Genomic DNA, 14335 nt, shown 5'->3' on the forward strand with positions numbered 1-14335 from the left:
ATTTAAGAAAATTGAAGCAATATCTTTCAGATTTTTCTAAACTTGTCAAATTCAGGCTATCGTTTACGGTGGTGTTTTCGGCATCGATTTCTTTTTTGATCGGACAGAAAATGCAGGTAGGCAGAGGCCATATCCCGAGTATTGATTGGGGAAACTGGTTGATTTTAATAGCTGGTGGTTTTTTGGTAACCGCTGCTGCAAACTGTTTTAACGAGATTATTGAAAAAGATCTGGATAAATTAATGTCTAGAACCAAAGACCGCCCAATGCCCGCAGGCAGAATGACCACCGGACAGGGATTGATTTTGGGCGTTTTTATGGCATTTTCAGGTACCTGGCTACTGGGGCACTTAAATCTGGAAACAGGGTTGTTGTCGGTATTTTCAATTTTGTTATATGCTTTTGCGTATACACCATTGAAGAGAAAGTCGCCGATTGCCGTTTTTGTGGGCGCAATCCCTGGTGCTTTGCCGCCGCTTATTGGTTATCTGGCTGCGTTTGGCAGTTTAAAAGCCGAAATGTTTCACGAAATTGATTATTACATTGCTGTTATTTTATTCCTGATTCAGTTTGTATGGCAGTTCCCTCACTTCTGGGCAATTGCCTGGGTTTTAGATGATGATTACAAGAAAGCGGGTTTCAGGCTATTGCCTACCAAAAAAAGAGATAAATTAACCGCACTTTTAACTTTTTTAAGTACGCTGATTTTAATTCCGGTAAGTTTGTTGCCAACTATTTATGGTTTTGGCGGTTATTACATTGCTGGTTTATCGCTGATTGCCGGGTTCATTTTTAGCTGGTTGGCTTTTAAACTTTTAATGAGCAGAGAACTGGCCGATGCCAGGAAAGTAATGTTCTGTTCTTTTTTTTACATCCCGGCGGTACAGTTGGGCTTATTATTAAATTTTATAGCAAAATAATTTATGGTGCTAACAATGGAAAAGATGCAGGATACGTTTGACCCAAAACCAAGAAAATTTATCGTTTGGTTATTTGTCGTATCATCAACAATTATGTTTGGTGGTTTTACCAGTTATTACCTGGTATTTGCCGCCTCAAAAGGGAAGGGACACGGTTTGGTATTGCCTGACGCCTTTATTTATTCGAGTTTGGTTATTTTAGCAAGCAGTATTACCTTGGTGTTAGCCTCCAGGGCTTTAAAGAAACTGAATTTCAGCTTACAGCGTAACATGCTTTGGATTACCGTAATATTAGCTGTTGCTTTTGGTGTGATGCAGTTTAATGCCTGGGGAAGTATGGTGAGAACCGGAGCAACTTTGGTAGGAAACAATGCCGCAATATCATTTATTTATGTGGTATCTGGAATGCACCTTTTGCACATTATTGCAGGTGTTGGCCTTATTATAAGTGCTTTAGCCGGTAGCTATAAAAGCCTGCCTGTTGCCAAAGTTCAATATAAAATGGAAATCGCTTCTATTTTTTGGCATTTTATAGATATATTATGGATATATCTGTATGTTTTTTTACTTTTGAACCGTTAAATTTGTTAACAAACTATTATACTATTTCCAAATGAATGCAGTATCACAATTAGATCAAGTTAAAACCGGGCCATGGAATGGTGGTCGTTCTCCGTGGTCGGTAGAATATGGTAAAATCATGATGTGGTTTTTCCTTTTATCAGATGCTTTTACTTTTTCATCTTTATTGATCTACTACGGCGCTCAGCGTTTTTCTAAATTAACATGGCCAGATCCTGATTTGGTTTTCCAGTCTATACCTGGTATTAAAGATACAGGTGCTCCATTAGTATTCGTGGGTATCATGACTTTTATCCTGATCTTAAGTTCTGTAACCATGGTTATGGCAGTTGAGGCTGGACACCGTCGCGCTAAAAAAGAAGTAATCGGATGGCTTGTAGCTACCATTATCTTTGGTTTCATGTTCCTGGGCTGCCAGGCTTTAGAGTGGAGTCACCTGCACCATGAAGGTTTCTGGTGGGGAACTATTCCATCTGCTGAAGAATTGAAACATTTATTTGATGGACCAGTTTCTTTGGTTGCGGCCCAACAGTTTGCAAACTTATTTTTTACCATTACTGGTTTCCACGGTTTCCACGTATTTAGTGGGGTTATGATTAATGTGATCATTTTAATTATGACGATTAACGGAACTTTCGAAAAAAGAGGCCATTATTTAATGGTTGAAAAAGTGGGTTTATACTGGCACTTTGTAGATTTAGTATGGGTGTTTGTATTTACATTCTTCTATTTGGTTTAATTTTCAATTTATAAAAATATTTAACATGTCACAACATTCGCATCTAGAAGAAGGACACGAGCATGGCGAACATGCCGGAATGGATAAAGCAAAAATCTGGAAAGTAGCAGGTATTTTAACTTTAATCACCGCAATCGAATTTATCATTGCACTATGGGCAATTCCTGGCGGACATATTCCGCAACATGTAGGTAACTATATCTATATTGCATTAACTTTGGTAAAAGCATTTTATATTGTGGCCTATTTCATGCACTTAAAATATGAAAGATTAGGCTTACAGTTAGCCCTAACAGTATCGTTCATTTTCATTATTTACTTTATTGTTTTGATGTTGATTGAAGGTGGATTCTTAAACATCCACATGATGAACCATTAATGAAAAGAAGCCCTATAAAAAAGGTATTAATCCTGGTAAGCATTTTAGCTATACCGGGATTTTTGTTTTTTTACTTATTGCCACACTTTGCAAAAAATAGATATAAGAGTTTACCGATCTTCGGCAAAAAGACGGTAGCTACTACCTTTCACAGCGTAAAGGGGAAGAAAATTTCGGATACAATTTATCATCTGGTTCCCGATTTTAAACTTATCAATCAGCATAACGACACCGTCAGCTGGAAATCATTTGAGAATAAAATTGTAGTACTCAACTTATTCTATGCGCGGGCCAGAAGCCAGCAGGCGAATAAGTACATTAAGCAACTATCTGATGGCTACGAGCAAAAACCTCTGGTTAAATTTGTAAGTCTGTCTGTTGATCCTGCAGATGTAAATAAGCTGAAAGATTTTGCTGCAAATTTTAAAGCCAAAGAAGGTAAATGGGATCTTTTGGCAGGAGATACCGCGCAAATTTATCCATTGATCAGGCAAGGTTTATTGCTTGATGTTGTAGCCAATGAGTCAAAAGGAGAAAACAGCTTCATATTTAGTAATAAAATAGTTTTAATCGATAACCTACATCGAATACGTGGCATTTACGATAATGATAGTGCCGAGGCAAATGCCAAATTAGAAGATGAAATAAAAGTGCTTATTGCCGAGTATTTGAGAAATGTTAAAGATGGTAGATAGTAAGGTTGGCGATTAGTATTTAGCGCTTAGCGTTAGAACGCTCTACACAAAGCAAAATAATAATTATAAAAGATTTAATATTCATGGAAAATAGTCCGATCGAGAAAAAATATAGCAAGTGGATCATTATCCTTTCTATTTTTATACCGGTAGCCGTAGCTTTTTTATTTGTAGTAAAGCTCAAAGATCTTGGTATTGATGCGCCTACCCTGCCTTTTTTGCCACCAATATATGCTACCATTAACGGAATTACTGCGGTAGTGTTAGTTATTGCCGTTTGGGCAATCAAAAATGGAAAGATACAATTGCACCAAAATTTAATGAAAACAGCCATAGGTTGCTCTTTATTATTTTTGGTGATGTATATTGCCTATCACATGACTACACCCTCAACTAAATTTGGAGGTGAGGGAACGATAAAATATCTTTACTTTTTTATTTTGTTAACCCATATATTATTGTCAATTGCTATCATTCCTTTGGTTTTGGTTACTTATGTAAGGGCTTTGGCCGAGCGTTTCGATCGTCATAGAAAAATTGCACGGGTTACATTTCCACTATGGCTTTATGTTGCTATAACCGGTGTGGTGGTTTATTTGATGATTTCGCCTTATTACCAATACTAATCGCTTTAGGAGCCTTTCAAACTCCAAGTGAAGCCTTACTGTAAAAAGTAAGGCTTTTATTTTTTTTAATATATTTTTTAGTGCACAAAATTTACTAATCTGTATATTTGGTTATAAAGTTATATTGTGGTTAAGCTAAATCAATTTAGTTTTCCATATCTATTCATCTATCAGTTAAGTCTTGTAGTATAATTACGGGGCAGTTAACAAACAAATTTATGGCGGTAAGTAATGTGGATAAAGAGCGCGCCCTGATTGATAAAATCGTGGAAGGAGACGAGCAAGCATTTTCTGTATTGTTCTTTAAATACCTTCCTGTACTCCACATTTTTGCTTCTAAATTTACAAAGTCAGATGATGCTGCAGAAGAAATTATTCAGGATGCATTTTTAAGGGTCTGGCTAAATCGCGATAAATTGGCGGAAGTAGAGAATGTAAAGGCCTATCTGTATAAATATGTTTCTAACGAATGTTTAAGTTACCTGCGTAAAAAATTAAAAGAAGATCGGGTTGTTGATGCATTTACAGCCAAACAATTAAACAGTCATAACAATACGGTAGAAACCATCAATTTAAATGAGGTAACGAGGATTGTTGCAGTAGCTATAGATAAATTACCCGAGCAAAGGAAAAAAATATACCAGTTAAGCAGACGCGACGGTAAAACTATCCCTGAAATAGCGGAAATACTTAATATTTCTCCCAATACAGTTAAAAATGCTCTTGTAATTGCATTAAAATCTATACGTACCCACCTGGATCAGCATGGTATTGTATTTTTTTATCCAATTGTTTTTTTCTTTTTAAAAATAAAATAGAAAAAAATAGTATTCCGATAGTCCTAATTTTCTTTTGCTGCTTCTAAGTATCAGAATCTTTATGGAAGAACGTATACATTATCTATTACAACAGTTTACTGCTAAGACCTTAAGTCAGACCGAAAAGGAGGAACTTTTAGTTTTAGTAGAAAACGACACGTCATTAATTTCTGACGAAATCGTGAAAATGATTATCTCAGAGGAAGAACATGCCGTTAATGTTGATGATGAAAAATGGAATCCGGTTCTCGATAAAATTCTGAAAGTAGATAAGTCAATTCGGTCGACTAAGCGGATTTTAATGAGGAGTTTGAAATGGGCTGCTGCTGCCGTGGTATTTGTTGTATTTTCTTTAACGGCCTACATATCTCTGCATAAAAAGAAAGAACATGTTTTTACTACGGATATAGCCCCCGGAAAAAATAAAGCTATTCTTACTTTAGCTGATGGGAGGAAAATCTCCCTTTCAGATGCGATAAAGGGCGATATCGTAAAAGAAGCCGGTTTCTCCATCACCAAAACGAACGACGGCCAGCTGGTTTATAATATTGCCGAATCTGAAAATACAAACGATGATCGGTTAAATACCATTTCTACGCCGAACGGAGGTGAGTGGCAAATCAAATTACCAGATGGTTCTACAGTTTGGCTAAATGCGACCTCTTCGCTGCAATATGCATTAAACATTGGTACTGCAAAACAGCGTGTAGTGAAATTGGATGGTGAAGCTTATTTCGAAGTAGCTAAAAATGCAACACATCCTTTTATTGTAGAAACCGATAAGCAGACTGTTGAGGTGTTGGGTACTCATTTTAACATCAATAGCTATAAAGATGAAAGCGTTACCAAAACTACTTTATTGGAAGGTAGTGTGCGGGTTTCTCATAAAAACACCAATGAAAGTGAGGTGCTTAAACCTGGAGAGCAATCGCTGGTAACCCTTTCAGGCATGGATGTAAAAGAAGTAGATGTTGATGAAGCAGTTGCCTGGAAAAAGGGCTATTTCATGTTTAACAACGAAAAGCAGGTAAGTATTTTACGCAAGGTGGCCCGTTGGTATAATGTAGAAATAGAATATGCTAATCCCGAAGCTAAAGATGTAATGTACTATGGTACGGTAAGCCGGTTCGAAAAAATATCAAAAGTGCTTAGAAAATTTGAACAGACTGGCGAAGTACGCTTTGATATTAGGGACAATAAAGTGATTGTCTACAAAGAATAACGAGAAAAAGATGAAGAAGTAACTAACCTTTATCTATAAAAAAGAAACAACTAATTAATCAACCATAACCTAACAACCATGAATAAACTTCGACAAAACTCCTGACGATCCAAAAGTTGAACGAATAAAAAAGGAGTGCTTCTAACACCCCTTTTTAGATCTGTTTAGCTGTTCCGTAAAGCGGAATCGATTAAAAATCAATTATTTCTTGGATAACCCGCGAAACGCAATTTTGCGTCCAAACTTCATTGCGCTTCGCACAAAAAACAGACTATTAAATGTACAAAATTTATATTGAAATTTTATGTACGCACCGACGCTACATACCTAAATTACTACTCATGATGAAGTTAATTACGGTTGTTCTGCTGGCCTCATTAATGCAGGTAAGTGCAGCTTCATTCGGCCAGCTGGTTACATTGAAAGAGAAGAATGTAACATTGGAGAAAATGTTCAGGGAGATCAGGCAGCAGTCTGGTTATGATGTGTTACTATCGACTAATACCATTAAAAGTAATACCATCTTAAATGCAAACTTCAGCAATGCAACCATAGAAGAAGTAATGAATAAAATTATTTCCGGAAGGGATTTAACCTATACTATTGAAGACAAAACTATTTTGATCAAACCGGCCGGAAAATCCATTCTGGATAAAGTAATCGGATATTTTGTAGCCGTAAAAGTTTCGGGTAAAGTGCGGGATAAAGATGGCGTAGCGCTACCAGGGGTAAGTGTAAGAGAAAAAGGAGTGGCCAATGCGGTATCAACAAGCAATTCTGGCGATTTCAACATTTCTGTAAAAGAGGGAGCTGTTTTAACATTTAGTTATATTGGATATAAAACACTGGAAGTTCCCATTGGTGCTAAAACCGTTATTAATGTTACTTTGGAGGAAGATGCAGCGGATTTGAAAGAAGTGAATGTCGTTTCTACGGGTTATCAGCAGTTAGATAGAAAATTATTTACTGGATCTGCTACACAGGTAAAGGCAGCAGATGCACAGCGTAACGGAGTTCCAGATATAAGCCGTATGCTAGAAGGACAGGTTGCTGGGGTTTCGGTACAGAATGTATCAGGTACTTTTGGTGCTGCTCCTAAAATCCGTGTACGTGGTGCTACTTCAATCTCTGGTGATAACAAACCGCTTTGGGTAGTGGATGGGATTATTCTGGAAGATGTGGTGAATATTTCCAATGATGCATTATCAACTGGTGATGCCAATACTTTAATCGGATCTTCTGTTGCTGGTTTAAATCCGGATGACATTGAAAGTTTCAATATTCTAAAAGACGCGGCCGCTACAGCAATGTATGGTGCGCGTGCAATGAACGGCGTAATTGTAGTGACTACAAAAAAAGGACGTCAAACAGAAGGTGCCCCAAGAATTAGCTATTCAGGTAATTTTACTACCTACTTAAAGCCTAATTATAATCAATTTGATGTGTTGAACTCAGCTGATCAAATGTCGGTAATGATGGAGATGCTGAATAAGGGGTATTTTCAGCATACGTCAGCTTCAAGAGGAGCAGACGGGGGGCCTTTTTACAAAATGTACAATGCCTTATACGATTATAATGCCGCAACGGATACCTATGCGTTAAAAAACACGGCTACAGACCGTGCCCAATTTTTAAACAGATATGCTAACGCCAATACCAATTGGTTTGATATATTATTTAAAAACTCGCTGTTACAAGAACATTCCATGAGCTTTTCTTCAGGTACAGAGAAATTTCAAACCTATGCTTCAACTTCTTATTTGCACGATAATGGCCAGACTATTGGAAATAGTGTCGATCGTTTTACGGGTAACTTAAGATCAACCTTTAGAATGAGTAATAAGTTGAGTGGTGAATTCATCATTAATGGGTCTATCCGCGATCAAAAAGCACCGGGAACATTAACCCGTAATTCGGATCCTGTATATGGCACTTTTTCAAGAAATTTTGATATAAACCCCTATTCTTATGCCTTAAATACGAGCAGGGCAATGACTGCTTATAACGAAGATGGGAGCCTTGAATATTTTAACAGAAACTATGCTCCTTTTAACATCTTAAATGAACTGGATAATAACTATTTAGAATTAGGGCAGATTGATCTCAAAATACAGGGAGGATTAAAGTATAAAATTATTCCTTCTTTAACTTATTCTATTGATGGTGCTTATAGATATGCCAAAACCGACCGTAAGCATTATATTAAAGAAAACTCCAATATGGCTTTGGCGTTTAGAGCAGCTCAGGATGCTACAACTGTAGGTGATAATCCATTTTTATATACTAATCCAGAAGACTTAACTAAGTTACCGGTGGTAACGTTACCGGAAGGGGGATTTTATAATGTTACTTATGATGATTTAAAAAATTATTACTTCAGACAGAATCTAGAGTTTGATAGGAAATTTAATGAAAATCATCACTTAAACGTTTTTGGATCAATGGAGGTCAGGTACATAGATCGCCAGAATTCTAAATTTGATGGGGTAGGCTATCAATATGACAACGGTGGAATTGTTAATGCTAACTATCTGTATTTCAAAAAAGCTCAGGAATCTAATGCACCTTATTATAGTATGGGATATGGCGCAGATCGTTTTGCAGCGTTTGCCTTAAGAGCAGCATATTCATATAAAGATAAATATAGCTTCAATGCTACAACAAGGTATGATGGTTCGAATTTAATGGGCAAAAGCCGAACAGCCAGATGGTTGCCAACATGGAACATTTCAGGTGCTTGGAATGTAGATCAGGAAAGTTTCTGGGTCGAAAACCCTTTATTGTCTTCAGCTAGAATCAGAGGTACCTATGGTTTGGTTGCAAATATTGGTAATGCAAATAATTCGGGTGCACTTTTTTATAACAGGCTAAGTAGAAGACCTTATGAAAATGAGAAAGAAACCCTTACCTATATTTCAAGTCTGGCCAATACCGAATTAACCTGGGAGAAGTTAAAAGAAGCTAATTTAGGTTTTGATTTAACATTTTTTAAAGACAGGGTTAATTTAACCGTTGATTTATATCAGAGAAATATTTATGATTTAATCGGACAGATTAAAACATCGGGTATTGGTGGAGAATATACAAAAGATGCTAATTATGGTAAAATGAAAGCTAAAGGTATTGAGTTTACTTTAGGCGGTAATGTAATTACCAATGGTGATTTTAAATGGAGAACTCAATTTAATACCGCTTACAACAAAAATGAGATCACAGAATTACAGAATACACCAAGAATCCTTGATTTGGTTAGCGACAACGGAGGTTCAGTAGTTGGCTATTCGCAAGGTGGCTTATTCTCAATTCAATTTGCAGGTTTAGATCATAATTTCGGTTATCCATATTTCATTGATGAAAGTGGTAGAAAAAATACTTATGTATATCTGCAAAGTACTAAAGTGTCAAATTTAAAATATGAAGGGCCAATTGATCCAAAATTAACAGGAGGTTTTTATAATCAATTCAGGTATAAACAATTCAGTTTATCTGCTTTATTCACTTTTGCAGCAGGAAATTATGTGCGTTTGGCTCAAGAGTTTTCTTCTAGTTATCCAGATATTTATTCTATGACTAAATCAATGCTAAACAGATGGATACAGCCTGGTGATGAAGCCTTTACGAATGTTCCCTCAATATTGGATCCATATACTGCTGCAAGACTAGTTACTGACGCTACAGGGGCAACTACTTCAGCTGTTTATCCATACAATATTTATAATTTTTCAACAGAAAGGGTAGCAAAAGGTGATTTCATCAGGTTTAAGCAAATATCGTTAACATATGATTTGCCTAAAAAAATTACATCGAAACTAAACATGTCTAATGCATCTGTATCTTTTGTAGGGAACAACATAGCCTTATTATATTCTGATAAAAGATTAAACGGACAAGATCCTGAGTTTTTTGGAAACGGTGGTGTAGCCTTGCCAATACCAAAACAATATACATTATCATTAAAGGTTGGATTTTAAAAGATATTTTATTATGAAATTTAATAAATTAAAATACGCTGCTCTTTTTGGGATTGTTACTTTAGTCTCATGTAACAAATATTTAGATACAGCACCTGACAATAGAACTGAAATTAATTCGGTTGATAAAGTGGCACAACTAGTAGCTACAGCATATCCTGAGGGAGATTATTATACTTTTGCAGAGGCTGCTTCTGATAATGCTGAAGATAAAGGCTCTGGAGTTGGGACTTTATCTGATGTTTCAAGCAAGCCTTATTATTGGGACGACGTTTTAGGTGCAGACAGAGGTTCGCCATCTAATTACTGGAACACCTGCTATCAGGCTATTTCGGCTGCAAATCAGGCGCTTGAAGCTATTGAAGCCAATAACTTTGGCTCAACAGCACAACCTTATAAAGGTGAGGCTTTAGTAGCAAGAGCCTATGCACACTTTATGTTAGTAACATTTTATGCAAAAGCATATGTGGTTGGCGGAGCAAATGATTCTCCGGGTGTTCCTTACGTAACAAGTCCTGAAACTGTTGTAATTAAAAAATATGACAGGGGAACAGTTGCTTCCACTTACGAAAAAATTGAAAAAGATTTAACAGATGGTTTAGCGTTACTTTCTGCTTCTGCATATAAAGTTCCAAAATATCATTTTACTCCTGCTGCAGCACATGCATTTGCCTCCCGTTTTTATTTATTTAAAGGTGAATGGCAAAAAGTAGTAGATCATGCTTCTTTAATTTCAACTGAAAACTTCGCCAATATCATCAGGCCTATTAATGGAGCTTTATATGATATGAGCTCGGAGGATTTTCGGGCTGCTTTTACCCGTTCAGATCAGAAATATAATCTATTATTAATCAATCTATACTCCAGCTATCAGCGTTTAACCTCACCAAGATATGGTTATGGCGAAACTTTAGTTAAAATGTTTGGTACCGGTACCAATATCACAGGTAAGGCATTTGCAAATAAGATTCTTTTCTACACAAAGCCAAGTTATACTACCTATAAGTATAAAGAATACTTCTATGTAACAAATCAGGTTTCAAACATTGGTATTACTTATTTAATGTCCCCTGCTCTTACAACTGATGAGGCTTTAATGAACAGAGCAGAGGCCTATGCCCGATTAGGTCAATTTGATAAATCGCTAACTGATATCAATACAGCTCTTGCGGCTTACGTTAGAGGATATACACCTAGTGATGCTGCTACTTTAGCTAAAATTGCAACTTATTACGGAATTGCTGATCCTAAAGATGGTTTAATAAAATTGATCTTAGATACCAAGAAAGCTCAATTTCTGCAGGAAGGTATAAGATGGTTTGATATTCTCCGTACCAGAATGACAGTTAAGCATAATATTATTGACGCTCAGGGTAACGAAACATTTATCGAATTGAAGGCTGATGATAACAAAAGAGTATTTCAAATTCCTGAAGAAGCAAAACTTTCTGGTGTACCATTAAATCCTAGATAATTAATAAGAACATTATGAAAAGATATTTAATAAGAATATTAGGATTGTTTCTGTTGTTTATAACAATACAATCCTGTAAGAAAGAAGATTCAGCTAGCATTGATCTAACAAAGTATGTTGATAATCCGGTAGCCAATGCCACATTGGACAGCTGGTTGAAAACCACTTTCCTGGATCCTTACAATATGGACGTGATTTATCGTTATAGCGATTTTTATAAAGATAACGATAAAGTGGTTAGTCCAGCAAATCCTGCAAAAGTGCAGCCGCAGATGCAAACTGTATTGGAAGGTTTTATTGATCCATATAAAAAAGTAGCAGGTATTCCATTTATTAAAAAAATGCTGCCAAAAGAATGGGTACTATATGGTTCAGGAGCTTACCAAACTGATGGATCGATGATTTTGGCTACTGCATCCGCAGGAAAGCGTGTTACCATCTATGATCTAAATAATTTTGATGCAAGTAATGCAGATGCTGTAACCAGAAAGTTAAGAACGATTCATCACGAATTTACGCATATTTTAAATCAACTGGTTGCAATGCCGACAGATTTTCAAACGATTACGAAGTCGACTTATAATGCAACCTGGACAACTGTAGCAGATGCAACAGCGAGAGATAATGGTTACGTAAGTCCTTATGCCTCAAGCCAGCCAGGAGAAGATTTTGCAGAAACTACATCACATTTATTAGTGCTGGGGCAAGCCTGGTTCGATGCAAGGGCAAACGCTTCTACTGCGATAGGTAAAGCGGCATTAAAAGCTAAAGAAGCGAGTGTCGTTCAATATTTTACTATCAATTTAGGAGTTGATTTTAGAGCATTACAAAGGGAAATTCAGAATGTGGTTAGAAATACTTATAAGCTACCTTCGGCAAGTTTCCCTTATTGGATGGGTCAAAATTTATTTAAAACAATGACCATAAATTTAGAAGATCAGCTTTATACTGCGAATCCAATGTCCACAGAATTTACCACAGCATATAATAATTTTAAAGCTACTATTTTGGCCTACAGTAGTACCAGTAAATACCACTTGGATTATGTGCAATTTCGCTTTGAGTCTACCACAGCATTAACGGTAAGAGGTGCATTTACTGCAGCTGCCGGTGGTACGCAGTTTTTCGCCGATTATACATTTTCATATACTATAAATTCTACTATCGGCGCTGTAACATTCACTAAAGTTGCACAGGCTGGCACTACGGGTAGTTACGCGAATGCGGCTTTGTTTACGGCTGGCTTTACAAGTTCTATACAAGCCTATTTAACAGGGAAAACTTTTATAGCAGACTGGATGCCTAAAACAATAGATAATACAAATTTTAACAATTTTGGTGGTATGTACGTAAACGGAACGCCTACTAATTACTTTTTCGGTTCACTAGGTCAAACATTATAATGATGAAAAGAATATTATATTTATTTATGATTTGCCTGGCTATGGCAAGTTGTAAAAAAGATTCTTTTGTTTCTGATTTTGATCAGAAGCCAGAGGAGAGAATGGCTGAATCCATTGCTTCAGTTACCAATACATTAACTTCGGCGCCTAATGGCTGGATAGCAACTTTACCCACAAATGCAGGTGGTGCTTACGGATTTTATATGGCATTTGATGAAAATCAAAATGTTACGATGTATGCTGATTTAAATGATAATACGGCAAAAACACTTGGGAAGTCTACATTTAGGGTGAAGTCTGTTTTAGGTACCGAATTAATATTCGATACTTATAATTATATTTCAATGCTGGCCGATCCTAACAACAGTGTTTTTGGTGGAGCTGGTAATACTGGTTTCAAAAGTGATGTCGAGTTTACATATGTCCGCTCTACGCCCGATAGTATATTTTTTATCGGTAAGGCTTATCGCCAAACCCTGGCTATGGTGAAAGCTACTGTTGCTCAAAAAGCAGCATATACTGCCGAAGGTCTGAAAACATCTTCAGATAAGCTTAAGTCATTTTTTGCCACTACGCAAAATCCTTATATCGAAGTAGGTACTGGAAGTTCGCTGGTTAAGGCCGGATTAAGTGTTAATTTTACCAATGTTTTGGCGAGCGGCAAAAGAACTACCTTAACTGGTATATTGGCCGATGGTAAAACAGTTGTTTCTGCTACCAATAAAATAGCGTTAACAACTGACGGGATTTCAATGACTTCTGGAGGCTTGGTTTTTCAAGGTGTTACCCTGGTTAAGTTTGCCTGGAAGGATGGAACTACGCTTGCCATGTATGATGTTGCAGGGAAGGAATATATTATCAAATCGAGTCCTATACCATTAACGCCACTTCCATTGTTATTTGGATACCCAACTAACTACGCTTATCGGAAAATTAGCATTGGCGGCACATCTCCAATAGCTGGAGGAGCCATGTTACCAAGTGGAATTACTTCTCAATTTAATATCATTTATCAGGCATTAGTAACTAGGCTAGCTGGCTTGACTCCAGCAAGAACAATAGTAGGAATCAGCTTTGCTTTAACGAGCAATAGTACTGCAGTGGTGAATATCAGCCCGAATAATGGTACCACGACTTTTAGCGCAAATGCAACATTTAATTATTCGATAACTGATGGAGTAATTACTTTAACAAGCCCTGTCTATGACGGCAACTGGACTGCACGTGGAACCGAATATGATGGTATTAAAAATTTCTTTTTATCAGGGCCATTTAAAATTGATTGGGTAACTAGTACGAGTAATAATGTAGGGTTAATTGGTGGCCTATACCGCACAGCTGATGTGAGTTCGTTTATGTATGGTACATTGTAAAGCAATAAGGTCTTAAGTTTAATCTATCTCTCCCAAATGAGGGTGTCCAAAAAGTATGGACACCCTCTTGTTGTTTTCCCATTAATTGATTAAATTAATGGTGCTAATGAAAACAAGATCAAATTTACATTTT

Annotated in this window: 12 protein-coding genes; all 12 read left to right on the forward strand. The window is 36.7% G+C overall.

Translation table 11 applies throughout. From position 1 onward, the window contains the following. Positions 1-11 precede the first annotated feature (11 nt). Positions 12-920, forward strand: a complete 909-nt coding sequence (gene cyoE / locus ACIQXP_RS23330; protein WP_293745158.1) for a heme o synthase — start codon at positions 12-14, stop codon at positions 918-920. A gap of 15 nt (positions 921-935) precedes the next feature. Further along, positions 936-1502 (forward strand): cytochrome c oxidase subunit 3, encoded by a 567-nt coding sequence (locus ACIQXP_RS23335; protein ID WP_387508164.1) that lies wholly within the window; start codon positions 936-938, stop codon positions 1500-1502. 31 nt (positions 1503-1533) lie between these two features. Next, positions 1534-2241 (forward strand): cytochrome c oxidase subunit 3, encoded by a 708-nt coding sequence (locus ACIQXP_RS23340; protein ID WP_025144059.1) that lies wholly within the window; start codon positions 1534-1536, stop codon positions 2239-2241. 25 nt (positions 2242-2266) lie between these two features. After that, positions 2267-2620, forward strand: coding sequence for a cytochrome C oxidase subunit IV family protein (locus tag ACIQXP_RS23345; RefSeq protein WP_293745157.1), 354 nt, complete (start codon positions 2267-2269; stop codon positions 2618-2620). Continuing rightward, positions 2620-3315: an SCO family protein gene (locus ACIQXP_RS23350; protein WP_293745156.1), complete on the forward strand. Its 696-nt coding sequence runs from the start codon at positions 2620-2622 to the stop codon at positions 3313-3315. The genes ACIQXP_RS23345 and ACIQXP_RS23350 overlap by 1 nt, the downstream gene beginning before the upstream one ends. 83 nt (positions 3316-3398) lie before the next feature. Continuing rightward, positions 3399-3941: a DUF420 domain-containing protein gene (locus ACIQXP_RS23355; RefSeq protein ID WP_387508167.1), complete on the forward strand. Its 543-nt coding sequence runs from the start codon at positions 3399-3401 to the stop codon at positions 3939-3941. Between the two features lie 218 nt (positions 3942-4159). Then, positions 4160-4759: an RNA polymerase sigma-70 factor gene (locus ACIQXP_RS23360; protein ID WP_293745154.1), complete on the forward strand. Its 600-nt coding sequence runs from the start codon at positions 4160-4162 to the stop codon at positions 4757-4759. 61 nt (positions 4760-4820) lie between these two features. After that, a complete protein-coding gene (locus ACIQXP_RS23365) occupies positions 4821-5981 on the forward strand; it encodes a FecR family protein (protein WP_387508169.1) in 1161 nt (386 codons plus the stop codon). A 341-nt stretch (positions 5982-6322) separates the two neighbouring features. After that, complete coding sequence (locus ACIQXP_RS23370; protein WP_387508171.1) at positions 6323-9952, forward strand: SusC/RagA family TonB-linked outer membrane protein; 3630 nt, start codon at positions 6323-6325, stop codon at positions 9950-9952. 13 nt (positions 9953-9965) lie between these two features. Beyond that, positions 9966-11426 (forward strand): RagB/SusD family nutrient uptake outer membrane protein, encoded by a 1461-nt coding sequence (locus tag ACIQXP_RS23375; RefSeq protein ID WP_293745151.1) that lies wholly within the window; start codon positions 9966-9968, stop codon positions 11424-11426. A gap of 14 nt (positions 11427-11440) precedes the next feature. Further along, on the forward strand, positions 11441-12829 hold the full coding sequence (locus tag ACIQXP_RS23380) for a substrate import-associated zinc metallohydrolase lipoprotein (protein WP_387508173.1): 1389 nt from the start codon (positions 11441-11443) through the stop codon (positions 12827-12829). A 2-nt stretch (positions 12830-12831) separates the two neighbouring features. Next, positions 12832-14202 carry a DUF4302 domain-containing protein gene (locus tag ACIQXP_RS23385; RefSeq protein WP_293745149.1) on the forward strand — a complete coding sequence of 457 codons (1371 nt, stop codon included), beginning with the start codon at positions 12832-12834 and terminating at the stop codon, positions 14200-14202. Positions 14203-14335 lie beyond the last annotated feature (133 nt).

It is taken from the genome of Pedobacter suwonensis, assembly GCF_044762335.1.
Classification (GTDB): domain Bacteria; phylum Bacteroidota; class Bacteroidia; order Sphingobacteriales; family Sphingobacteriaceae; genus Pedobacter.